Source organism: Ruegeria sp. AL1 (genome assembly GCF_056540905.1).
This window is the reverse complement of the sequence record NZ_JBQFXP010000008.1, coordinates 115705-138559: the sequence shown is the minus strand read 5'-3', so window position 1 is coordinate 138559 and position 22855 is coordinate 115705. Positions and strand designations below refer to the sequence as shown.

Sequence of the window (22855 nt, the reverse complement as noted above, 5' to 3'; positions counted from 1 at the left end):
TTCACTGGCAATACTCGACTGAATTTCCTCGTCGGCTTTGACGAGAGATGTCTATCAGAAACTGGTCCGACATGCGCGGATTTTCAACTTTGTCCCTTATTTTTTGGCGGCCAGCACCATTTGGACGGTGTGTTCGGCCCAAAGGTGACCACAGTTTCGTCGCCCAGTTCCCGGGCCAGATCCTTTCGACGTTTGTCCCATTCCTCTTTCAGTACACCCACAACGACCATGTCATGGTAATGACCATCCGCATACCAGGCCTGCCGCATTGTGCCTTCGATCTGACATCCCACATGCGCGATCAAATCGCGGCTGATGTGATTGTCGGCGCGGTAGTAAGAGGTGATCCGGTTCAGCCCCAGTTGCCGGAACGCAAAATCCAGAAGCAGCGCAATCGCCCGGACTGCAACGCCCTGCCGCCGCACGGATTTGTCGATAAAGATCGGTATGACAGCATCGCGGTTGACCTGCGATATCGCCTCGAGCCCAATCATGCCCTGCGGCTGGCCGCTTTCGGATTCAATGATAAACCAGCACTTGCCACAATCACGCGACGCACAGACGGCATCACCCCAGATTTCTTCGGTTTGCAGCAGGTTCAGCGGAATGCGCGACGTTCGGTCGAAGAACGCCAGATCTTCGATATCTTGAAACCAACGCGCGACGATTTCCAGGTCAGATTTCTCCAATGGACGCAGTTTGAACAGTCTTGTGGCAGAATTGGACAAAAGAAAAACGCCCCCTGAAATAAGTGCTTTAAAGTATTCAAACGATACTATCACAATCGCGCCGAAAACAAGAATTGTGTTTTGGCTGCCTTGTACTTGTGCCCAGGTCAAAACGATGCAACCCCATACAATGTTTAATACAGCTTAGATGACCTCGGCACGGCTGAATGTGAGCGGCGTCACAGACAGCGTCCCAAAAGACCGCTAAATTGGGGATATTAACGAGTTGGCGCCCATGTTGCGTTCCGGGCGCGAGTTTTTATTTTCCTCCCTGTGACTGGGCGCGCCATCAACTGGCGTGCCCGTTTTTGTTCCGGCTTGGCATCATCCTTCAAATTGACGTTTCGGCACATGGGATTGGCAAAGATGCACAAGCCATTTTCCCCGCGCAACTCCATATCTGGTTGCACGATTAGCGCGGAGGCAAACAGATGTCAGATATTGAAAAACGAATTGAAGAACCCACACTCAACCGACTGAACAAAACGGTCGGCGTATTTTCAAAACGCGGCTGGAGGCCGATAGGGCCAGTGATCAAATGCACAAAAGGCTATTCTCAATATGTCCAGCGCCAGTGCTGCCTGTGCTGAGCAGTCTTTTGTGGGGGTCTGAGGGGCTAGCGTGGGTGAGTGGGTTAAGGCCAGCCCCTCCTGAGGGGGTACACGGATCGGCCAATACCGTCCGTTGGGTTCAATCTACCGAACTGGCGTGATCGGGAAAATTGGGGGAATCCCTTAATTCGCGGCTCTTGGCAAAATTGGTTTCGGATTTCCGAACAGTGAGTTTCCGAGGAAATCATGGACACATTTCCGCCACAATGGCACGATGATCTCGTGGGCGGCATGTTTGAATTTTAGCATGCACTGGTTTTCAAACTAGTTTCCGAGGGGGTTATGAGTGCGACATGCCGCCCCACGAATTTCCCAAAGACGGAATTTTCAAATGTGGCCTTTTCGGTCACATAGCGCACAGTATTTTAATAAACTCGACATATTGTGGTCATGCGGACCACCTATACATCAAGTGCGACGCGCCTTGGGATGTCGACGATTTATTTGAGGGGGTACGAGTTCGGCGTGTCGCACCCTGCTAACCCAAACGTCTAACGTTGCGCGTCGTTTCTGAAAATCACGCCACCCCGGCAGGAAACAATCAACCCGTTCAGCAACGCCCACAGCGCTTATTCGGGCCCAAGATTGGTAAAGCAACACCATCCTTCAACGCACCTGCCGATCAGTGCCCTCGCTTACCGCGTCAGGTGTTCGGGCAGCAACGCAATGTAGCTGTCAGTGTCTTCTGTTGAAAGCGCGCCTCTTCGGGTCAACTCTTCGAGGCACAAACACGCAAGATCAAAAGCGCCCATCACGCTGTCTGCAAGAATGCAAAGCTTGGACAATTGAACAACACTCAACGAGCGCAGACGACGCAGGTCCCGGACGAAAAAAGCGTCCCCATCGACAATTTGCGAATGCACTCGTCGGCGCAGTTTCGACCTCAGAGAGCGGCTGCCCAATACCGGTTTCAGGAAATCGAAACTGTGAAAAACAAACCCTTGCGCGCGCAGCTCGCTTTCAAGTTCTCCAAATGTCGGTTCATTTTCATACAGAGGGAAAAAGCGAACTTCTGTTTGGATCACCAGCGCATCAGACAGCTTTTGTCTTGCGTTTTGCATAACGCTCAACTCTCCGCCCTGGATGTCGATCTTGAGCAAGTCGACAGGTGGTACATAATCCAGATCATCCAGACGTTCGGTCTCAATCTCTTCTACGGCTTCGATCCGCATGGGCCTTCCAAAACCCAGATATGCTGCGCTGGCTCGGTCTGGTTTGAACAGCGATGTAAACCCTGAATGTCTGGTCAGGTTGAGTTGTGCAGGACCTCCAGCCCCAATGGCCGTGCAATAATATGTCTCGTTGGATGCGGCTTCGTTCAACAGCTTTTGATGCGCTTCAGGATTAGGCTCAAAACCCACAACTTCGGCTTGGCCGTGTTCCAGAAGATGCCCATACGACGGCGTGCCTTCAATTGGATTTGCGCCAATGTCTACGACACTAACGGTTTGAAAGCTGTCCAGCTTGCAGATGAGCCAAGCCAGCCTTTCGGTTTTTTCAATGTTCTTTCCACCACTTGCTGTTTTTCGGACAGGAGAGTTCTTTGCCCGGGCCAGTGCCCTCGACAACGCCCTGCTCACGTGATCCGAAGAGGAAGGCAGAATGTTTCTCAGCCGATGTATCTTCAAATTCCCTTTTTGACCGCTTTGGATTCGCGTCAGTAGTTTCGACATCGGCACCGAGGGGTGCATCACGCGCGTATCTTCTTGCGACTTCTCAAGAATTTCCTGCATGTGAGGAGGGTTTGTATCAAAGCAATTTCTGTCAAAAACACCCTTGAAATCATATAGGTCAGTTACGCGGAGCGCCCCTTTGTGGGCCGCAGTTGCAAGTATGGCTTCATCGTTTACGCGAAGCGCAGAATGATGGTTTTGAACCTTCTTTCTGAGCGAGAACATGTCCGGGATTAACCGAGCGCTCACGCGCGTAACGGGAAAGATACACCCATAGTGAGTGTCCTCTTCGATTTGCTCCAGGTGTTTTGAGAATTTCCGCGGTTCGTCAAACCTTCGCAAGTCTGCGGCAACTGCGTCACTGGTGTTCGATTGCAGAATTGATTTCACCGCTTTCGCCGCGTCCTCACTTAGAAACACATCGGATTCTATCAGACAATAATATTCATAGTCCGCGAGCTGATGGGCGGCGGCATAATAGCAATAATCCCCACATAACCAGCCCCAATCTCGAGGATGTCTTTCGAATGTCCAGTTTGCCAGGACGGAAGGTGACAACGAGATCTTTCTTGCCTCGGGAAAATCCAAATTGCGCCCTGTTTCATCACAGACAACGAATGTGTTGGGTGAAACATTGGCTTTCAGGTTGTTTAGGAGCGTCAGAATTTGCGAGCTGCGTTCATGAGTTCGAACGAGGAAGGCAGTGTTATCGATGGTCATAGGAGGACTTTTGCCGTCGAACTTGGAAATTGGCAAGTGGCTCGATAGCAGCCCGGCAAATGGACGGTTTTCACCTGCATCGAGGTTCCAATTGCTGGCTCGCTTTCCCAGCCGAGACCACCCGCACCACTTTGTGTACCCAATGGCGGCCGTAGATCCGTCTGTCTGGCGACCCCGGCAGGAAACCTTCTTCACGTCAAAGTTTTTTCTATAACTATTTGAAATATATAAATTAAAATGAAAAGCTCGTAGTGTAATTTTTTAGTAGTGATGCTTACACCACGTTTAGTTTCTTGTCTTCAAACGCAAAAAATTCGCTGCGAGAGCACCGCAACAGATACTATTTGACGATGCAAAACTTAGAAACGTGCTGCGTCACTTCTATGCGTTCAATCTGAGACAAGCAGTCTTTGAGATGTTACTTGGTAACCGGGTTTCTTTCCCTAGTGATGAGCAAGATGAAAGCGATAAAACTCCCAACTCTATTCTCATTGTTACTGATCTACACGAATTTTCATAATGTAAATCACAGTCTCATAGGGTGGTAGGACGTCAAAATCGATTTCCGCAGCACTTCTATGTTCGTCTTCCGTATATGTGTTGTAAAGGTAGTCGACCGAGGTGGTGTGAGCCATTACCCCACCGCCATTTTCAGCCCTCATAGCATTGGTTCTGCTTCCTTTCGCTATGTTGTGAGAATGCAACGGCAAGTCGAGAGTATGGCTGCTTTTTCCACCTTGTTGACCAACTTCGCCTGTTCCGCCTACACCTCTCAAGAAACGTCCACGCAAATCTGGAGTCCCATTGGTTCCGTTGCATATCGCCCACCCCTGGGGGACGTTCCCGTTGCCTTGCCAAGCAACTATAGTGCCAATTGGCAACCTATCCCCTATTTTTCCTATGGCACTGGAAATCAAATCTTCGGCTGTTTTTTGATCGACATATTCGTCTTCTTTGGGATCTTGGGCAGTGTCGTCAGCCTCTTCCCGCTGGATGTCTTTAATCTGCTTTTCCAGATTCTTATTGGTTTCGGTCAAGTCTTCAATCTTCGCCAGAATACATTTGAAGTTTTCATTTGCGGAAACAGTTCCCTTCACTTCTGCAAGCGAACAGTCTTGATCATCTGCGGCAACGACATCAGCCCAACTAAGGACAGCCGCACACAAGCCTATCTTCCAAACAGAAAAAGCAACGAATTTCATCCCAACCTCCAGTCATCAAATAGAAAATAGCAACAAGCACAACAAGAGTTATGGCAGAGGAAATAAGGGTTCTTCCACGTGCAATAGATCGATTTTCAGTTGGCAGGTGCCACAGCGCGTCATCTCCATCACCCTTTTTGTGTTTCGCACCTATTCTTATTAGGTGTCGTTGCAGGTCCTTACGATCTTCGTCAAAGTAACCACCAAAAGACTTCCTAATTGCACCAAAAGTACGGCGGCGTCTCGGGTAAGCGCTATCGCGAAAAAGTTCACGAATATTCTCTGCAACTGCATCGTCAAATTCGTTCTCTCGCTTTCGTTTTTCTTCAGCGTCGACCGATGATTGCACCGCAGAATACAGTTTGATGAGATCGCTGGGGCTAATCACCTGATAACCAAACCTTAGAAAAATCTGATGAGAGCCTATTCCAATTTTTCTAAAGCTGTCCAGTTTTGAATTAACAGAAACTCACTGATGAAAAGCAACAAGGGTACTGAAAGGAAAGTGATCACTCACTTCTGCGCCTGTTTGAGCCCATTGACTTTGGTCTTTGTACCATACGGCAAACTGCACTTTGCCACACATATCTGGTCTGTGCCTCCTGTTCCGCCGTTAATCGCTTTGAGCTTAAGATTAGCCCCCGAGAGATTCAGGCACATATGCGCGGCACTATATTATATAATCTCTGGCACTCAGATTTTTTGCCAAAATAATTTGGTCCCTCAAAAGTGAACCACGGTTCACCGTGAAGTCAGCCTGAAGCGGCTTTTCAATTTTGCGTGAGATTGCACTTTCAATATCCCCAACAAACGATCCACGGTTTGATGGCGGTTTTCTAGCTGTTATTCCTCAGCGACGTGGTTCTTCAAATCTTCCACCAACTGACACATCTCGGCGAGGGCATAGGAAGCAAGCTCTAGCGGCGAACGCGAACTAAAACACTTGTCGCCTAACTTCCGAGGTATATCGACTGTAATTCTTTTCTTTTCACTCGTGATAGGCTGGAGAATAATTTCCGCCGGTGTGATAGCCGCAAACACTAGGTCATCTCCCTGTACGCTACGAAACCGTCCTCCTTTTACGTCAATTTTTACGTCCTTTATTTGGAAGTCATCAAATTGGCAGTCTTCAATATGCACGTCAAAATTTGAATCCTCATCAAAGTCCAACGCCCCCCAAAGAGTTGTCTTCCTGGGTATAACTTTCATCTGAGGCTCTAGCCCGTGCTCGGCGTCATTTCGAGCTTCGCGCAAATAGAACAAAACATCGTCGTCACCGTTGGAAGCATTCTTAACTTTGTGAGCCCATGCACGAGTTCCTTTCTGCTTCATTCCGTGAGAAATCACCTTACCCATTGTCCGAGAAAAACCTGCGAGGAAGTCTTCCCATGCGTCGCGTAGTTCGCCGCTTTCCTTAGCCTGTGTCATTTGTTCAAATGCGGTTTTAGTTCTTTTTAATGCTCTTTCGATCTCAGGGTTCGACATTGGTAATCAATCACTAATTGCTTCTTTGGACCGCATGTTGCCACTTCCCTGTTCTACCTAAAAGCCCTTAAGGTACCCGTCGCGTTCCATCCTATCGACGATCTTACGTTGCACCTGTCGCAATTCATCCCGGCCCAGCCCGTGGTTGTAAATCTCACTAGCTCTGCGCTCATCCTTAGACCAGCCGCCAAGCTGCACAGCGTCCTTGTCGTCAACGCCCGCCCTGTGTGCGATGGTCCGCCACGTGTGCCTTAACGAATGAAAGTCCAGCATCACGTTGCCTTCAGGTCGGCCCAGAACATCATCCCTAAGACGGCTATACAACTGACTGGCTTGCTTGCTGTTGCCTGATTTGGGGTCCAGACTGAAGGCCCAGAGAAGCCTGCCCTTGGGTCCATCTCTACTCTCCACTTCATTTCGCAACTTCAATACCGTCGCTTGGAGCTCAGTGGGTACGGGGGTCCACCGTTTAGCGTTTTCGTTTTTGCCAATAATGATCTTCAGCCCAGCGCCGTCAGAATCTACATCCTCAACTGTGACCCTAACCAATTCGGAAATGCGTGTTCCGAGTGTCAGGCCCAGACGCATCAAAACTCCCAACGGTGTTTCCTGTGAACGCGCTACGAACAAAGCACTGGTCTGCTCTGGTCGGTACATCAGCCTTTCTTTCTTCGGCGTGGCGGCTTCCCTAGTAACCCCTTTAGGTAGCGTGAAGGGTTCCACTGAGGGATTGCTTGTGGCCTTGGTTTCTACAAGCCACGCCCAAAACGTGCGAAGCTGCGTCGTGAGTTTCTGGATGGTCGCTCCTGCTAGCGGCTCCTCTGTCCGCTCCGACACGATGCCCCCTAGGTATTCCCTGAAGGCCACCGCCTCAACGTCTGCCACATCGTCCACAAAAAGGTTGGATATATCACCGCCCAGAAAGTCGACCAGATAGCGAACCGAAGTCCGAAAATCATTGATGGTTGAACTTCCCAGCGGTTTATAACCTGAAGCGTTCCCCGGTGCTCTAGCCTCAATATACGCCTCAACCATCTCAGCCAGTGGTCTGGATGTAGCCATGCCCCTTTTACCGAACGCATCTCGCACCGCGCTGGGCGCGTTCTCAACATCTTCATAGAACACATCACGCGCCAGCATCGCGGCTTCAGGGTCGGGGTCTGCCATGGCCTCAGCCCATCGGTCTGCCGCAGCAGTGCTATATCGGTTCCTACCCAGCGCTTGTAATTCCAACTCTCGAACCTTGCTAAGTTCCACGTCGCGTAGCTTACGTGCCGTGGTTTTGTGCTTAACACCTCCAAGGCTTCTTATGATGTTGCGACCAAAAAGTTTGCCCGTCTCTGGATCAGTGGTGCCCTTTAAAATTTTGGGCGTAGACATCCTAAACCGCCAAGCCGTACCGGGTCCGCGTGGTTGCTCAAGATTCCTATCATTACTCATGGTCTGCTCTTACGTGGTGTAAATTCGTGGTGTAAGTCCACCACTCTCGTAACACCACACACAGCAAATGGTCAATAAAATAGGGGTTCGCAAAATCTGGCGACCCCGGCAGGATTCGAACCTGCAACCTGCCCCTTAGGAGGGGGCTGCTCTATCCAGTTGAGCCACGGGGCCGCGTAAGGCTGTCTGTAACCGGCTTTTTTCGGATTGTCATCGGTTATGCGTAACAGTTGAACAGATCGCCCTGTTCACGCTACCATTGTCGAAACAAACTATGCAGGTATCCCCGGTGACAACAGAAACTAAACGCCCTCTTACCCTTCGTGATGTCTCGGAAGCGTCCGGAGTGTCCGAAATGACGGTCAGCCGGGTGCTGCGAAACCGAGGGGATGTGTCGGATGCGACCAGAACCCGTGTTCTGGCTGCGGCGAAAGAGCTGGGATACGTACCCAACAAGATCGCGGGCGCGCTGGCGTCCAGCCGGGTCAATCTGGTGGCGGTGATCATACCATCGTTGTCGAACATGGTTTTTCCCGAGGTGCTGACCGGCATCAATCAAGTGCTGGAAGATACCGAATTGCAGCCCGTCGTGGGCGTGACCGACTATCTGCCCGAAAAAGAAGAGAAAGTGCTGTACGAGATGCTGTCGTGGCGACCATCAGGCGTCATCATCGCCGGATTGGAGCATACTGAAGCCGCGCGCGCCATGTTGGATTCTGCCGGTATTCCGGTGGTTGAAATCATGGATACCGACGGCAAACCCGTGGATGCTATGGTCGGGATTTCGCATCGCCGGGCCGGGCGCGAGATGGCCCAGGCAATCCTCAAAGCAGGGTACGAACATATTGGTTTCATGGGCACCAAGATGCCGCTTGATCACCGGGCACGAAAGCGCTTCGAAGGGTTCACCGAGGTGCTGGGAAAACACGGTGTCGAAATCGAAGATCGGGAGTTTTATTCCGGAGGTTCAGCGCTGGCCAAGGGGCGAGAGATGACGCAGGCCATGCTGGATCGGTCTCCGGAGTTGGATTTTCTTTATTATTCCAATGACATGATCGGGGCGGGTGGACTTTTGTATCTGCTGGATCAGGGAATCGATGTGCCCGGGCAAATCGGTCTGGCCGGGTTCAATAATGTCGAACTGCTGCAGGGGCTGCCGCGCAAACTGGCGACCATGGATGCCTGCCGGCTTGAAATAGGTCGGCAGGCCGCCGAAATCATCGCGACGCAGCTGCAAAACCCCGAAGCCGAGATCGAGAGCCGGGTAACGCTGACCCCCAAAATCAGTTTCGGCGATACGCTCAAACGGCGCTGAGCTGGTGACACTGCGTCATCTGGACAACAAAACCGCGCGCGCTGTTTTCATGGATCGTCACGCGCTTTTGGAATCGCCTGCGGGCAGTGCCAAAGGGGCCGCCCTTCTTGGCCTGATCCATCGGCTTGGCTTCGTGCAACTCGACAGTATCAACACCGTGGCACGCGCGCATGACATGATCCTGTTCGCGCGCAGGCCCACATACCGGACGTCCTACCTCAAACGGCTGTATGAGCAGGATCGCGCCTTGTTCGAGCACTGGACCCATGATGCAGCTGTAATACCGATGGGTTTCTACCGCCACTGGCACCTGCGGTTTCTGCGCGACACCGAGATGCTGAAAGCGCGATGGAAGAACTGGCGCCGAGACGGATATGAACAGCGCTTTGACAAAGTCATGGAGCATATCCGGGATCACGGGCCTGTCGGGTCATCGGATGTGGGCAAGGATGAAAAGAAGGGATCAGGTGGTTGGTGGGACTGGCACCCCTCTAAAACGGCACTGGAGTATCTGTGGCGATCCGGGTCACTGACCGTTGTCGGACGTGATGGATTTCAAAAGCAATATGACCTGACCGAAAGGGTGATCGACACGCATCTCTGCCCCGGACATCTGCCTTGTGACACCGAAGGAACAGTGGACTGGTTGTGCAATGCGGCACTTGACCGATTGGGCTTTGCAACATCCGGGGAGCTGGCCGCCTTTTGGGATACAACCACCGCCGCAGAGGCAAAAGCGTGGTGTGAACAGGCTCTGACGCGGGGAGAAATCGAGCAAATCAGTGTAAAATGCGCAGACGGACGCGACCGAAAAACCTTTGCCCGGCCCGGCTTGATTGACGAAGCACTCAATCTTCCGACAGCCCCCGGCCGTATCCGGGTCCTCAGCCCGTTTGATCCAATGTTGCGTGACCGAAACCGTGCCCAGCGGCTGTTTGGGTTCCATTACCGCATCGAAGTTTTTGTCCCCGCCGCCAAGCGCATCTACGGCTATTATGTGTTTCCGCTACTGGAAGGGGACCGGCTGATCGGGCGCATAGATATGAAGGCGCACAGAGACAAGGATCTGTTGAATATTCGCGCGGTCTGGCCGGAGAAAACCATGAGATGGTCCGATGCCCGCACCAGACGGCTTGAGGCCGAATTGGATCGGGTCCGCCGGTTTGCGGGGCTGGGACAGGTCACATTTGAAAGGGATTGGCTCAAAAAGCCCATGAAACCTTAAACCGCTATTCTTCCAACCCATACAACTCGGCCAACAGGTCCAGCAACAGTTCGTGGCGTTCCTGACCCAGCAACGATTTCATATGCGCGGCCTGTTCCACCATCGCTGCCAGATTGGCGTATATGATTTTTTCGCCCGCATTGCTGATATCGACGATTTGCCGCCGACGATCCTTGACATCGGGTCGTCGGGCAATCAGCTTTTTGTCTTCAAGGTTCTTCAGAATACGGGTCAGGCTGGGCAACAGCAGGCAGGCGCGCTCGGCGATTTGCGTCGGCTCAAGCGGCCCTTCTTCTTTCAAGACACGCAGAACGCGCCATTGTTGCTCGGTGACGCCAGCGTCAGCCAACACGGCCCGAATTGGCCCCATGACTTTTTCCCTGGCCCGCAATAAGGCAATGGGCAGAGAGCGCGACGTCAGCGGAAGATCGCCAGACATATGGAATTGTTGCCGAAATCTAAAATGATAGCAAGTTCAGATGGTTTTCGATGCCAATTGACATGTTTAGAGTCTGTTTTCCCGCATTGCCGCTGCAGCTTGCGCATATCCGCCCGAGGCACCGTCGACAAAGTGGACATGATCATCGCGCGTTGCCGACGGCACGAAACACGTCATCATCGCCTCTTTCTGGGCGTGCAGACCATACCGAATTTTGCCCAGCGCCTGCGCATCATCCAAAAGCCTGGTGATCTTCGACAAGGTTGACGCATCGCAATCCAATGTCATTTTTAACCCATCGTCGAATTTGCGAAAATCGGCGTTGCGGCTGACCATCTCCTTGTAATGAGCGGGTTCAAACTGGCCCAAGCGCATCCCCGTTTTAAACAATAACGCGATTAAAAGGTTTTCGACCATCAGCCGCGCCTTGTGCGGTAGCAAGCGGCGTCCGGCGCGTGAGACATGGGCATCGATATCAAGGCCCGGCGGCGGCCATTTGATCGGGGGGCCCTTCGCCGCAACCGGGTGGCCACCGCGCTCAAGCACTTCGGCCACAGACAGCACCGCTTGGGTTAAAGTCGCGAAATCCCCTTCATCAGTGTCGTTTTCCGGTTGAATGACCAGCGAAACGATGTCTCCATTCCGGGACTGACTGTTAGACCACCTGCACGACAGCCCGGTCAGGTCGGGTTGAGCATCCGGTGCGGCCGGCGGCACCAGATCGCGTCCTGATTTCATCCGTGCCTCGGCCCAGGCCAGCCCACCGCCCGAGAACATGGCATAATCCACCCCTGAGGATGGCCCAAACCGCGCAACCCTCAAATCCCGTCCCGCAGCGCGGATATCGGATAAAGGCACGAGTGTGGCGCGCAACGAGATGGAAAACTCGGCCTTTGCCCAACTGCGCAACGTCGCGAGCGTATCTTGCGCAGCGGCACTGTCCTTGCCCGGTATGGCAAACGCGGCCCCGTCGCCCCCGAAAACATAGGGGAAAACCTTGCCGCCCAGCGCATTGATCATGCCCGAGATCACAGCAGCACCCACCATATTGACCGTCTTGTAGCGCCCCCGCGCGATCTCGCCGGTTGAATCCACGATATCGGCAACGCCCAACACCCAATCCTCGGGCACGGGTGTGAATTTTGAAGGGTCGCTTAGGCTTAAAAAGTTACTGGATATTGGAATCGTGTCATAAAAATCAGTTTTGGTTTCAGTCATGATCTATCCTGAATTACCTGTTCCGATTTCTTCACATAGCTCGATTGTGAAGCCTTTCCGTCCTTTGACCCTCTAAACACATGCTTGTGCCCCGCCGAACGACGTGTCAAGCAGACCGCCGAGGAGGAGATCGATGCAGGCAGGTTTGGTAGTATTGTGTCTGGCATATGTCCTCAGCCAGTTCTTTCGCGCGTTCCTTGCGGTTCTGACCGTGGATCTGGGTCGCGATATCGGCGCAACCGCCGAGGATCTGGCCTTTGCCTCGGGTCTTTGGTTTTTGGTGTTTGCGGGCATGCAAATTCCGGTCGGCTGGGCACTGGATCGGATTGGCCCCCGTCGCAGTTCTGCAATCCTGTTGCTGGTCGGCGGAGCAGGCGGTGCGGCACTGTTCGCGGTCGCAACAGCGCCCGTTCATGTCAGCCTTGCGATGGCACTAATCGGGGTGGGGTGCTCGCCAGTTCTGATGGCGTCCTATTTCATCTTTGCGCGTCAATTCCCGCCTGCGAAATTCGCCACGTTGGCTGCGGTGATGCTGGGGGTTGGGTCGGTGGGAAATCTGGTGGCCTCTTATCCGACTGCATTAGCAGTGGAATGGGTGGGCTGGCGCGCAACACTGACCGGTTTGGCGGTGATCTCCGCCATTGTGGCGCTGGGCATCTGGGCGACGGTACAGGACCCCGAGCGTGTCGAGACCGAGCATAAAGGGTCCGTTCTGGATTTGCTGAAAGAGCCCGCCTTATGGGCGATCCTGCCGCTGATGCTTGTGGCTTATGCGCCATCGGCGGCGCTGCGCGGGCTTTGGGCAGGGCCTTATCTGGGCGATGTATTCGGGCTGGGTACAACACAGATCGGACAAGCCACGCTGATCATGGGTACCGCCATGATTGCCGGAACCTTCGCCTACGGGCCACTGGATCGGGTTTTGAAGACCCGGAAATGGGTGATCTTCGGCGGCAACGCATCTGGTGCTTTGGCGTTGGTATTGCTGTGTCTCTGGATCGATAACACGGTCTGGCAATCTGTGGCCTTGCTGGCCATCATCGGGTTCACCGGGGCCAGCTTTCCGGTCATTATGGCGCATGGCCGCGCCTTTGTGCCGGCGCATCTGGTGGGTCGCGGCGTGACACTGCTGAACCTGTTTGGCATCGGCGGCGTCGGGCTTGCCCAATTCGCTACGGGTCGTATTCACGCCGCCAGTGCTGGGATTAGTTCGACCGCCCCTTACACCGCAATCTTCGGGTTCTTCGCCATCACCCTTGCCATTGGATGCGTGATCTATCTATTCAGTCGCGACAGCATCGACTGACGGATTGGAGGCACCCGTGCAGGATATCGAGGTCATCGCACCCAATCTGAAACACTCCCTGTCGGGCGTGACAACCACGGTGGTCCGGCTGTTGCCGATACAGGAAAAGATGATCGGCATCCGCGCGACCGGCCCCGGCCTTCCCGACGATTTACCCCATATTAGGCTCTGGAAACTGCTGTTTCTGCCCAATCGCAAACGGGTCTGGCATGCGCGGCGTAATACCGAAATGCTGATGGGCCTGATCCTGCGCACTGTGTTCCGACGCAACTACAAACTGCTGTTTACCTCTGCCGCGCAACGCAATCATTCCGGATTCACGAAACGGCTGATCCGTAAGATGGACGCGCTGATTGCAACAACCCCGCAAGCGGCCTCGTTTCTGGAACATCCCGCCACGGTCATCATGCATGGGGTGAACACCGACCTGTTCCATCCCACCGAGGACAAGCAAGCCCTGCGCCAGAAACTTGGCCTGCCCGATGGTCTGCTGATCGGCTGTTTTGGCCGCATCCGCCCTCAGAAAGGCGTCGATTTGCTGGTGGAGGCTGCCTTAAAGGTCCTGCCCCATCACCCGGATGCCCATGTGATCTTCACCGGGCGCGCCACGAAGGAATTCGAGACGTTTCAGGCCGAGCAGGAGCAGAAGCTGCAAGACGCAGGCCTTGGTGACCGCGTGCATTTTCTGGGTGAACGACCCTGGGACGAGATTGTCGAGACCTACCGCGCGCTCGATCTTTTCGTGGCCCCCGCACGTCACGAAGGGTTTGGCCTGACCCCGCTTGAGGCGATGGCCTCCGGCGTGCCCGCCATAGCCTGCCACGGGGTTGGTGCATTCAGCGCGCAGATCAAGGATGGTGAGACAGGCCGATTGGTCGAAAAGGACAACGCGCCGGCATTGGCTGATGCTCTGGAAGACATGTTGCAGGATAGTACCGCGCTGGCTGCAGCCGGTCAGGCCGCCCGCACCCATGTCGAGCAGAATTTTCGAATCGAAGGCGAGGCCCAGGCCATCGTTGAGGTTTATCGATCCTTGCTGAAACAACCCTGAACGGGTTTGAACGGCGTCAAATCGGTGTGACGGGGTGAAATAAGCCGAAACGCCTCTTTTTTCTTTGCCGCAACGCGGCTATGAACGCGCGTCCTTAACTTTGGAGACATGAGATGGGCTATCGCGTCGTTGTCGCCGGCGCCACGGGTAACGTGGGCCGCGAAATGCTGAACATTCTGGCGGAACGCCAGTTCCCGGTTGACGAACTTGCCGTGCTGGCAAGCCGTCGTTCGCTGGGCACCGAAGTAAGCTTTGGCGACAAGACACTGACAACCCAGGACATCGATACCTTTGATTTCACCGGCTGGGACATGGCGCTGTTTGCCATCGGCTCGGACGCAACCAAAGTCTATGCGCCCAAGGCGGCTGCGGCAGGGTGCGTGGTGATCGATAACAGCTCGCTCTATCGTTACGACCCGGACATTCCGCTGATCGTGCCGGAATGTAACCCGCAGGCGATCCACGACTACAAGAACAAGAACATCATCGCCAACCCCAACTGCTCGACCGCGCAGATGGTGGTCGCACTGAAACCGCTGCATGACCGCGCACGGATCAAGCGCGTGGTTGTCTCGACCTATCAGTCGGTGTCGGGTGCCGGTAAGGAAGGCATGGATGAGCTTTGGGATCAGACCAAAGCGGTTTACAACCCCACCACCGAGGTGGAACCGAAGAAATTCCAGAAGCAGATCGCCTTCAACGTCATTCCGCAAATCGACGTCTTCATGGAAGACGGCTCGACCAAGGAAGAGTGGAAAATGGTGGTGGAAACCAAAAAGATCGTCGACCCGTCGATCAAGGTCACCGCAACCTGCGTCCGCGTCCCGGTTTTCGTCGGCCATTCCGAGGCCGTGAATATCGAGTTCGAGGAGTTCCTGGACGAAGACGAAGCCCGCGACATCCTGCGCGAGGCTCCGGGCATCATGGTGATCGACAAGCGTGAGGCCGGTGGCTACGTCTCGCCCATCGAATGCGCGGGCGATTTCGCGACTTTCATCAGCCGTATCCGTCAGGACTCGACCATCGAGAACGGCCTGAACCTGTGGTGTGTCAGCGACAACCTGCGCAAGGGCGCGGCTCTGAACGCGGTGCAGATCGCCGAATTGCTGGGCCGTGAGGTTTTGAAAAAGGGCTGATTGGCTCTCCTCATCACGATTGCAGGGGCCGTTCGCAAGAGCGGCCCTTTTTGCTTGAAAAGCTTCGCGGCGCCTGCAACCTTGGCGCGAAAATTCCTTTGTTGTGAGCTTTTATGAAACGTCTGACTTATCTCCTGATCCTTATGCCAACCCTGCTGCACGCCGAGACCTTTGCCATCGACACCAAAGTCAGCGCAGTGACGATGTATCCCCGAGGCGCAGAAATAACCCGGTCCGGGTCATTCAGCGTCCCGGCTGGAAATCACCGTCTTGTCCTGCTCGGAGTCCCGGAAGGGAGCGTGGAGAGTCAGTTTTTGACTATGCAAGTGCAAGCTGACGGGTTGACCCGCACCGCGCTGATCGTCCGGGAAGGGAATGTTCCATGGCATGATTACGTCAGCGATGACGTCAAGGCCGCCGAAGATCTTGTCACTCGGGTCGAGCGTCGGATCGAGGCGGTCAAGACTCTGGCCGAAACCGCACGGTTGAAAGCCCAGGCCGCGCAGCACAAGATTGCGTTTCTGTCCAATCTTGGCCGCAATGAAGGGCTTGCCGGATCGGATGCCGAAAACCTGCGCAACATCGCGCGGATGATCGACCAGGAAAGCCTTGACGCAGAGAACGCCGCCCAGGCAGCAGAAATAGAAGCGCGCGAAATCGAAACACAGCTTGAAGATCTGGATATCGAATTGCAGGCCGCCAAGGCCGATCTTGCTGCCCTGCTGCCGGAAACAGACGCGCGTGTTTTTGTGGCCGTCGACATCAATGCGCCTGAAGATACGGAAGGAATGGTGTCGCTGTCCTATCTGGACACGTATAGCGCCGGCTGGCAGCCGGGATATGACTTTGACCTGATCACCACAGGTTCGCCTGAGGTGCGGATCGACCGCCGCGTTCTGATCACGCAGGAGACCGGCGAGAATTGGCGGGACATCACACTCAGCGTCTCGACGCTACAACCGGTCGGACAGAATAGCGCGTCGTCGATCAGACCCCAGCGCCGCACCATCAGTGAAGAGGTCGCAAAACTCGAAGAACCGGTGGTTGAAGCTCATGTTGTTTATGAAGAGACCCAAAGATGGATGCCAGACGCCGCATCGGTCGAAGGAACGGGGCTGACCTATACCCTTCCCGGACCGATCTCATTGGCCAGCGGATATACGATTGCTGAATTTGCTTTGGACAGCAAAACCCAATCGGCAGAGCTTTTTGCAACGACCACCCCGCTGAGGGATGACACCGCCTATCGCACAGCACGCTTCAGCAACCCTTACGAGCAGAACCTGCTGTCGTCGAACGCGGTGAGGTTTCGGGTCAACGGCGTGCTGGTCGCTACTGATTCCGTTTCGGATATCGGACCCGGTGAAGAGGTCGAATTGGGGTTCGGCCCACTGTTTGGGGTGACCGTGCAGCGACGCATTCTGAACCGCAGTACCGGTGATGTCGGACTGATTTCCCGTTCCAACCAGAATATGGAACGCGCACAGATACGGGTCGAGAACTTTACCGATCAGACATGGCCCCTGCGCATTCTGGACCGCGTACCTTATTCGGAACAGGATGATCTGGACATCACATGGACGGCGGACCCTCGGCCGACCACGGAAAACGTAGACGACCAGCGCGGCATTCTGGCCTGGGAGGTCGAGCTGAAACCGGGCCAATCGGAAACCCTGCAGCTGGATACAACCCTGAACTGGCCGGAAGGAATGGTTCTCGACTAGGCCGCGCCTGAAAAGCTGTTGCACGGATGTTGGTACTTCCGATCCTGGCCGGATTGTTTCGACCCGTCCAATTGACAAAGGCGTCAATCAGACCACAATCACATGGCAAATCGCAAACGGGCGGAAAGACAGCCCGGATAAACAATGATCGAGGCTAACCTGCAGTTTTTGGCCACCAATAAACCTGTACGAGGATTGATCTTCTTCTGCTCAGCCCTGTTGGTCGCGCTGATGGCCGTTGGATTCACCGGGCATTACTTTGCAGCAGGCGATTCCATAGCGCTTCTGCGTCCTCAGGTTGGCGTGTTGCTTGTGTTCAGCACGGTCGTGCTTTTGGCCGCGCGCGCAAGGAAGTTCGCGCTTTTGACCCTTGCCTCTGCCACCATCGCCATCGGTTCCGTGGCCTCGGGCGTGATCTCTCCTGCAGATGACTGCGATGACGCCTGTTTGACGCTCTATCAGAAAAACCTGATGTCCCAAGCCTGGCCGCGGTATCCGCTGACAGATGACATCCTTGCCTCGGGTGCGGACATCGTGACCCTGCAAGAAGTCTCCAGCCACAACCAGAAATACATGAGCCCCCTGTTCGAGCGCTACCCGTCATCGGCAATCTGCGAATTCAGACCCGAACAGAACGTGGCGATCCTGTCGGCGCTGCCGGTCATCGAAGGATCGGAATTCTGTCTGCCGGGTGACGGTATGGTCGGGGTGCAGATCGTGACCCCAACCGGGGACCCTTTGTGGGTTGTATCGCTACACCTGAGATGGCCTTACCCCTATAGCCAGTTCGAGCAAAGCAAGATAATTGCTCAACGCATTAAAGAGCTTGATGGCCCGGTGATCATTGCAGGTGATTTCAACATGGTGCCCTGGGCCAGCAGTGTCCGGCGCATCGGCACAGCCGCGAACAATCGAAATTTTGGCTCGATCCTGAACACTCATTCGCTGGGTAGCTGGATGGTTCCGATGCCGATTGACAATTTGCTGGTGCCCAAGGGCAGCACGGGCTCGGCCGAGCTGCGCCCTTTCATGGGGTCCGATCATCTTGGGATTAAGGCGCGCATTGGCCTGCCGCGTTAAGCCCTATTGCCCGCTTTCGACAAGACCTTTCAGATTGTCCAGCCCGCGCTCGTAATCGGCACCAACCCACTTGTCCATCATCAGGCCCATCCACCGCGACATGGGGTTCAATCCCAGATCGGATTCAAACCCCCACGTAACCTGAGTTGCAGCCCCTTCAGGTTGCAGAACAAACGAAGAGGATGCCTTACCCATAGAGCCAAAATCAAGTGCCGTCTTTACGCTTTGATCCGCGACGCTTTCGATGATTTCCTGCGAACCGGTTCCGACCTGCGGATGCTCGGAGCTCCAGTTCAGAACGTTCCCTACCCCAGAAGCCGGCCCGTCATAAGACAGCTTGGTTTCCGGGTCCCGCGACAACCAAGGTGACCATTTTTCAGTTTCCTGCATGGAGTTTACGTATGGAAATATGGCGCTGGCCGGGGCGTTGATCGTAACGCTGCGCGATACTTCGGCCTTGCCCGGCAACACATAGGATATGCCGACCAGAGTCAGCAGAAGAACTAAAATCGTCAGTAAAATTCTTTTTATAAACAGCATATTCAGCCCTTACATCAGATACAGGCATCCTCAGCTTAACACAGAATGCGCTGAATCCGATGTACGTGAGACCGAGATTGGGGGTCTGTCGGATCAGACCGGCTTGAACGCGCCGGTTTCCGGATCGTAGCACTGCAGTCCGCCTTCGCCGATATCGGTCCAGAGACCGTGAAGGCTCAGCGCGTTGGACTCGACTGCTGAAGACACAAAAGGAAAGGTCATCAGGTTTTCCAATGATGCCACGACCGCCTGTTTCTCAAACTGTCGCGCCTGATCGGTTCCATCTTCGACATCTGCAACCAGATCGTATTTGGGTTTAAGGATATCCATCCAGCGCCCGACAAAGCTGTCTTTGGCCTCCAGTTGCGGGGCTTTGCCCTTGCACATGTCGATGCAGCCTTGAACGCCACCGCATTGTGAATGACCCAGAACGATCAGATGTGCCACTTTCAAAGCCGTAACCGCGTATTCAATCGCAGCACTGGTGCCGTGATGATCGCCATCCGGGGCATACGGCGGCACGAGGTTCGCAATGTTGCGGTGAATAAAGAACTCACCCTGATCCGCTCCGAAAATCGAGGTCACATGAACCCGGCTGTCGCAACATGAAATTACCATCGCGCGCGGGCGCTGACCTTCGGTCGCCAATCTCCGATACCAGACCTGGTTTTCCGAGTAAGTCGTCGCCTTCCAACCGTGATACCGTTTCGCCAGGTAAGTTGGCAGAGGTTTGGCTTTTTGCATTCCGTGGTCCTTGCGTACTGAGATTATCCGCTCTGTAACCCGAATTCTCGCAAAATTCGAGACATTATCGAGATGCGGGTCAAGGATTTGCAAAGGAGTTTGATGGCAGGATCGTCCCGTGCCGTGGGGGCATGCAAGCTGAGGTGAACGTGGTGGAAAAGATAATCACGCTTGAACAAAAGGAATCCGTGCGGCTGGATCCGGATCGTTTGAACATGCTGTGTCGTCAATTGGGCGATACCAACGCAATCGATGTTCTGTGCCGCACGGTCGAGGAATTGGCCGTGCGGCTGTCTAATTGCGAACGGTTCTGGCGACAGCGCGATTGGACGGGTCTGCGCAAATGCGCCAAATCCCTGATCGCCATCGCCGAACAGATCGGCATGACTGCGCTGGCCCGCGTGGCGGGGGATGTGTCACACGCCGTGGATGCAGGCGATGTTGTGGCAACAGCGGCGACGCTGAACCGAATGATCCGGGTCGGAGAACGCTCATTGACGGCGATCTGGGATCAGCAGGATCTTTCAGTGTGACGGGGGTTGCGGGCTGGCCATCGACCGCTAGTCTGGGCGCATCCTAAATCAGCCGAGACACCCATGACCCTGTCCTTTGCCCAGCCCGATGATGCGGCCCTGCCTCTTCATGTTGTTTCCCAATCCGATCTGGACGACTGGTTGTCGACACAGAACGACCACGTGCGGTCCTGGGTTGCGACCAACGGGTTTACCGGAGCGCTGGGTCAAACCCTGCTGGTACCCGATCAAAACGGCGCGCCGGGTTTGGCACTGGCAGGGTATGGAACCAGCGACAAGCGATCCCGCAAACGGTTCCCGTTGGCGGGCGCTGCGGAATCTCTGCCACAAGGAACCTATCGGATCGCGTCCGGCGTCCCTGCCGAGGCTTTGGCCACCGAAGCGTTAGGCTGGCTGCTGACGGGTTATGCGTTTGACCGCTATGCCACGCAATCTGCGGCCAAAGCGGCGCTAATGGCTCCGGATGGGATCGACGCCAAGCAGATCGAAATCCTTGCCGAGGCCGAGGCTCTGACCCGAGATCTGGTGAACACGCCCGCCTCCGACATGGGGCCTGCACAATTGCAGGCTGCCGCAGAATCTCTGGCGGCGGAATTCAATGCGACGTGCTCGGTCATCGTGGGCGACGATTTGCTGGATCAGAACTTTCCGATGATCCACACCGTAGGGCGCGCGGCCGAGCAAGCCCCCCGGTTGATCGAGATGACCTGGGGAAACACTGGTCCCAATCTGGCCCTGGTTGGGAAAGGTGTGTGCTTTGACACAGGCGGGCTCGACCTGAAGCCCGCATCCGCCATGGGGTTGATGAAAAAGGACATGGGCGGTGCAGCCAACGTGCTGGGGCTGGCCCGGATGATCATGGCGCTGAATCTTCCGCTGCAATTGCGGGTTCTGATCCCGGCGGTCGAAAATGCTGTTGCAGGCAACGCGTTCCGGCCCGGCGATATCCTGACCGCGCGCAACGGCCTGACGGTCGAGATCAACAACACCGATGCCGAAGGCCGTCTGGTGCTGGCCGATGCCCTTGCGCTGGCCGAGGAAGGACAGCCGGATTTCGTGATCTCGATGGCGACGCTGACCGGCGCCGCGCGGGTGGCGCTGGGCCCCGATCTTGCCCCGTTCTACACCGATGACGATGATGCCGCCGCCGCTTTGTCCCAAGCGGCACAAACGGCAGCGGACCCGGTCTGGCGCATGCCGTTTCACGAACCCTATGAGGCGATGATCGAACCGGGGATTGCCGATCTGGACAACGCGCCTTCGGGCGGGTTTGCGGGGTCGATCACGGCGGCGCTTTTCCTGCGCCGGTTTGTGAAAGAAAGCCGATACATGCATTTCGACATTTATTCCTGGCAACCCAGCAAGCAACCGGGCCGCAGCAAAGGCGGGCTGGGTCAGGGGCCGCGGGCGGTGCTTGCCGCACTTCCCGAGATTTTAGGCCTATGACCGACCCCAGGCTACTACCGTTCAACGGGCGGGTCGCGCATTCATCGCTGAAGGGTCAGGTGGATGCACAGACCTTTAGCGATGGGGAGATTAGATATTTTCACCGTGTTGTAACGGACATTCTGGACAAGCCCGAAGGCGCGAGACAATGCCAGTTGGTGGCCGGAGAGGGTTTTGTCGTTCTCGACACATTGCAGAAATACCAGTTCGGATACCGGGAAAAGGATGGCTATGTCGGCTGGGTGTTTCCCTATATTCCGGACCGCGCGTTACAACCGACACATCGCGTTAGTGTCCCTCGCGCGGTGGTTTTGGAACATCCTGATGTCACGCAAAACACCAACGAACGGATTCTGCCCTTTGGTTGTGGCGTAGAACACTGGCCCATCCCGGGGCCCGAGCGCGAGGCGGCACTGCGTAGCTCGGGCTGGATCCGCATCATACAACATGGCCATATCCCGTCGCCGGGATACATTCGTGAAACACAGTTGGTCGAAATAGACTGGGTCTCGTCAGACCCCGTAACTGTGGCAGAACAGTTTCTTGCCACCCCATACATATATGGTGGTGACACAGGGCTTGGAATTGACTGTTCCGGCTTGATTCAAGTCGCGTTTCAGTCCTGCGGATTGTCCTGCCCGCGCGATAGCGACATGCAATCAAGGTTTTTCAAACCGATCTCGAAACCTGACCTACGCCGAGGCGATCTGGTGTTCTGGAAAGGTCACGTGGGGATGATGTTGGACGCGGAAACACTTCTGCATGCGAATGCCCATCACATGGCCGTCGCCCGAGAGCCTTTGGAACAAGCTGAAAAACGGATCGGTCAGAAAGAATTCGGGGCTATTACGGGATACGGACGGCACCCGGAGTTTTGACGCGCTAGTCCAGATTCACGGGCCGGATCAGTTTGCGCTCCAGCACGCGCAATACAGCACGCAGGTCATGGCCACGCTTGAGGATACGACCGTCCATCCCAACCACCGAATACATACCCTGCCGTTGCCGCAGCCGCGGATGTTTTTCCACACGATAGATCGGGTGTTCTGCGGTGCGACGGAAAATCGAGAAGATCGCCACATCCCGCAGATTGGAAATACCATAGTCCCGCCACTCTCCGGCGGCGACCATCCGACCGTATACGGACAGGATATGAGACATCTCTCGCCGGTCGAACGCGACGGGCATCTGGGCCGAGTTTGCAGAGAACCGGCTGGGAGGCTGCATGTTCATACGCCA

21 protein-coding genes and 1 tRNA gene are annotated in these 22855 nt (G+C 54.9%); 11 read left to right on the top strand and 11 right to left on the bottom strand.

Translation table 11 applies throughout. The features are described 5' to 3' along the window. Positions 1–83 precede the first annotated feature (83 nt). Positions 84–728, bottom strand: a complete 645-nt coding sequence (locus ACRZ9X_RS14120; RefSeq protein ID WP_480519905.1) for a GNAT family N-acetyltransferase — start codon at positions 726–728, stop codon at positions 84–86. Positions 729–1159: 431 nt separating this feature from the next. Here ACRZ9X_RS14120 and ACRZ9X_RS14115 point away from each other — a divergent pair, with 431 nt between their 5' ends. Then, positions 1160–1318, top strand: coding sequence for a hypothetical protein (locus tag ACRZ9X_RS14115; protein ID WP_480519903.1), 159 nt, complete (start codon positions 1160–1162; stop codon positions 1316–1318). A 656-nt stretch (positions 1319–1974) separates the two neighbouring features. Here the strand turns inward: ACRZ9X_RS14115 and ACRZ9X_RS14110 are convergent. The 5 genes from ACRZ9X_RS14110 to ACRZ9X_RS14090 form a co-directional block, all read right to left on the bottom strand. Next, a complete protein-coding gene (locus ACRZ9X_RS14110) occupies positions 1975–3732 on the bottom strand; it encodes an FkbM family methyltransferase (RefSeq protein WP_480519901.1) in 1758 nt (585 codons plus the stop codon). Positions 3733–4226: 494 nt separating this feature from the next. Continuing rightward, complete coding sequence (locus ACRZ9X_RS14105) at positions 4227–4934, bottom strand: hypothetical protein (RefSeq protein WP_480519899.1); 708 nt, start codon at positions 4932–4934, stop codon at positions 4227–4229. Positions 4935–5777: 843 nt separating this feature from the next. Further along, on the bottom strand, positions 5778–6419 hold the full coding sequence (locus ACRZ9X_RS14100) for a hypothetical protein (RefSeq protein ID WP_480519897.1): 642 nt from the start codon (positions 6417–6419) through the stop codon (positions 5778–5780). A 57-nt stretch (positions 6420–6476) separates the two neighbouring features. Then, complete coding sequence (locus ACRZ9X_RS14095; protein ID WP_480519895.1) at positions 6477–7799, bottom strand: tyrosine-type recombinase/integrase; 1323 nt, start codon at positions 7797–7799, stop codon at positions 6477–6479. 157 nt (positions 7800–7956) lie between these two features. Then, positions 7957–8033, bottom strand: a tRNA-Arg gene (locus ACRZ9X_RS14090). Between the two features lie 115 nt (positions 8034–8148). Between ACRZ9X_RS14090 and ACRZ9X_RS14085 the strand changes: the two genes are divergently transcribed. Further along, a complete protein-coding gene (locus ACRZ9X_RS14085; RefSeq protein ID WP_480519893.1) occupies positions 8149–9174 on the top strand; it encodes a LacI family DNA-binding transcriptional regulator in 1026 nt (341 codons plus the stop codon). A 4-nt stretch (positions 9175–9178) separates the two neighbouring features. After that, positions 9179–10399, top strand: coding sequence for a winged helix-turn-helix domain-containing protein (locus ACRZ9X_RS14080; protein WP_480519891.1), 1221 nt, complete (start codon positions 9179–9181; stop codon positions 10397–10399). A gap of 4 nt (positions 10400–10403) precedes the next feature. Here the strand turns inward: ACRZ9X_RS14080 and hpaR are convergent, their stop codons facing one another. Beyond that, entirely contained in the window at positions 10404–10838 is a 435-nt protein-coding gene (gene hpaR / locus ACRZ9X_RS14075) for a homoprotocatechuate degradation operon regulator HpaR (RefSeq protein WP_480519889.1), read from the bottom strand. 66 nt (positions 10839–10904) lie between these two features. Next, positions 10905–12056: a DUF3095 domain-containing protein gene (locus ACRZ9X_RS14070; protein WP_480519887.1), complete on the bottom strand. Its 1152-nt coding sequence runs from the start codon at positions 12054–12056 to the stop codon at positions 10905–10907. Positions 12057–12189: 133 nt separating this feature from the next. Here ACRZ9X_RS14070 and ACRZ9X_RS14065 point away from each other — a divergent pair, with 133 nt between their 5' ends. The 5 genes from ACRZ9X_RS14065 to ACRZ9X_RS14045 all read left to right on the top strand — a co-directional run bounded on the left by ACRZ9X_RS14065 (position 12190) and on the right by ACRZ9X_RS14045 (position 18353). Then, positions 12190–13362 carry an MFS transporter gene (locus tag ACRZ9X_RS14065; protein WP_480519885.1) on the top strand — a complete coding sequence of 391 codons (1173 nt, stop codon included), beginning with the start codon at positions 12190–12192 and terminating at the stop codon, positions 13360–13362. A 16-nt stretch (positions 13363–13378) separates the two neighbouring features. Further along, positions 13379–14413, top strand: a complete 1035-nt coding sequence (locus ACRZ9X_RS14060; RefSeq protein ID WP_480519883.1) for a glycosyltransferase family 4 protein — start codon at positions 13379–13381, stop codon at positions 14411–14413. Between the two features lie 113 nt (positions 14414–14526). Beyond that, positions 14527–15549: an aspartate-semialdehyde dehydrogenase gene (locus tag ACRZ9X_RS14055; RefSeq protein WP_480519881.1), complete on the top strand. Its 1023-nt coding sequence runs from the start codon at positions 14527–14529 to the stop codon at positions 15547–15549. A 113-nt stretch (positions 15550–15662) separates the two neighbouring features. After that, positions 15663–17273 carry a DUF4139 domain-containing protein gene (locus ACRZ9X_RS14050; protein WP_480519879.1) on the top strand — a complete coding sequence of 537 codons (1611 nt, stop codon included), beginning with the start codon at positions 15663–15665 and terminating at the stop codon, positions 17271–17273. Between the two features lie 144 nt (positions 17274–17417). Then, positions 17418–18353 (top strand): endonuclease/exonuclease/phosphatase family protein, encoded by a 936-nt coding sequence (locus ACRZ9X_RS14045; protein WP_480519877.1) that lies wholly within the window; start codon positions 17418–17420, stop codon positions 18351–18353. Between the two features lie 3 nt (positions 18354–18356). Here the strand turns inward: ACRZ9X_RS14045 and ACRZ9X_RS14040 are convergent, their stop codons facing one another. Continuing rightward, positions 18357–18893: an SRPBCC family protein gene (locus tag ACRZ9X_RS14040; protein WP_480519875.1), complete on the bottom strand. Its 537-nt coding sequence runs from the start codon at positions 18891–18893 to the stop codon at positions 18357–18359. A 93-nt stretch (positions 18894–18986) separates the two neighbouring features. Next, positions 18987–19637 (bottom strand): carbonic anhydrase, encoded by a 651-nt coding sequence (locus ACRZ9X_RS14035; RefSeq protein ID WP_480519873.1) that lies wholly within the window; start codon positions 19635–19637, stop codon positions 18987–18989. A 143-nt stretch (positions 19638–19780) separates the two neighbouring features. On the opposite strand from ACRZ9X_RS14035, the gene ACRZ9X_RS14030 reads away from it, so the two are divergent. The 3 genes from ACRZ9X_RS14030 to ACRZ9X_RS14020 all read left to right on the top strand — a co-directional run bounded on the left by ACRZ9X_RS14030 (position 19781) and on the right by ACRZ9X_RS14020 (position 22494). Further along, positions 19781–20170 (top strand): hypothetical protein, encoded by a 390-nt coding sequence (locus ACRZ9X_RS14030; protein ID WP_480520113.1) that lies wholly within the window; start codon positions 19781–19783, stop codon positions 20168–20170. 63 nt (positions 20171–20233) lie between these two features. Beyond that, the gene (locus ACRZ9X_RS14025) at positions 20234–21616 is read left to right on the top strand and encodes a leucyl aminopeptidase family protein (protein ID WP_480519871.1); all 1383 of its coding nucleotides are present in this window, start codon (positions 20234–20236) and stop codon (positions 21614–21616) included. Then, a complete protein-coding gene (locus ACRZ9X_RS14020) occupies positions 21613–22494 on the top strand; it encodes a C40 family peptidase (RefSeq protein WP_480519869.1) in 882 nt (293 codons plus the stop codon). The genes ACRZ9X_RS14025 and ACRZ9X_RS14020 overlap by 4 nt, the downstream gene beginning before the upstream one ends. Positions 22495–22498: 4 nt before the next feature. On the opposite strand, the gene ACRZ9X_RS14015 is transcribed toward ACRZ9X_RS14020, so the two are convergent. Continuing rightward, positions 22499–22849, bottom strand: coding sequence for a DUF2794 domain-containing protein (locus ACRZ9X_RS14015; protein WP_480519867.1), 351 nt, complete (start codon positions 22847–22849; stop codon positions 22499–22501). Positions 22850–22855 lie beyond the last annotated feature (6 nt).

Excerpts from the sequence above, each read along its gene's own strand:
- ACRZ9X_RS14105 (WP_480519899.1), bottom strand. The coding sequence starts at position 4,934 with ATGAAATTCGTTGCTTTTTCTGTTTGGAAGATAGGCTTGTGTGCGGCT.
- ACRZ9X_RS14100 (WP_480519897.1), bottom strand. The coding sequence starts at position 6,419 with ATGTCGAACCCTGAGATCGAAAGAGCATTAAAAAGAACTAAAACCGCA.
- ACRZ9X_RS14025 (WP_480519871.1), top strand. The coding sequence starts at position 20,234 with ATGACCCTGTCCTTTGCCCAGCCCGATGATGCGGCCCTGCCTCTTCAT.
- ACRZ9X_RS14050 (WP_480519879.1), top strand. The coding sequence starts at position 15,663 with ATGAAACGTCTGACTTATCTCCTGATCCTTATGCCAACCCTGCTGCAC.
- ACRZ9X_RS14015 (WP_480519867.1), bottom strand. The coding sequence starts at position 22,849 with ATGAACATGCAGCCTCCCAGCCGGTTCTCTGCAAACTCGGCCCAGATG.
- ACRZ9X_RS14055 (WP_480519881.1), top strand. The coding sequence starts at position 14,527 with ATGGGCTATCGCGTCGTTGTCGCCGGCGCCACGGGTAACGTGGGCCGC.
- ACRZ9X_RS14110 (WP_480519901.1), bottom strand. The coding sequence starts at position 3,732 with ATGACCATCGATAACACTGCCTTCCTCGTTCGAACTCATGAACGCAGC.
- ACRZ9X_RS14045 (WP_480519877.1), top strand. The coding sequence starts at position 17,418 with ATGATCGAGGCTAACCTGCAGTTTTTGGCCACCAATAAACCTGTACGA.
- ACRZ9X_RS14065 (WP_480519885.1), top strand. The coding sequence starts at position 12,190 with ATGCAGGCAGGTTTGGTAGTATTGTGTCTGGCATATGTCCTCAGCCAG.
- ACRZ9X_RS14115 (WP_480519903.1), top strand. The coding sequence starts at position 1,160 with ATGTCAGATATTGAAAAACGAATTGAAGAACCCACACTCAACCGACTG.
- hpaR (WP_480519889.1), bottom strand. The coding sequence starts at position 10,838 with ATGTCTGGCGATCTTCCGCTGACGTCGCGCTCTCTGCCCATTGCCTTA.
- ACRZ9X_RS14095 (WP_480519895.1), bottom strand. The coding sequence starts at position 7,799 with ATGTCTACGCCCAAAATTTTAAAGGGCACCACTGATCCAGAGACGGGC.
- ACRZ9X_RS14035 (WP_480519873.1), bottom strand. The coding sequence starts at position 19,637 with ATGCAAAAAGCCAAACCTCTGCCAACTTACCTGGCGAAACGGTATCAC.
- ACRZ9X_RS14070 (WP_480519887.1), bottom strand. The coding sequence starts at position 12,056 with ATGACTGAAACCAAAACTGATTTTTATGACACGATTCCAATATCCAGT.
- ACRZ9X_RS14040 (WP_480519875.1), bottom strand. The coding sequence starts at position 18,893 with ATGCTGTTTATAAAAAGAATTTTACTGACGATTTTAGTTCTTCTGCTG.
- ACRZ9X_RS14020 (WP_480519869.1), top strand. The coding sequence starts at position 21,613 with ATGACCGACCCCAGGCTACTACCGTTCAACGGGCGGGTCGCGCATTCA.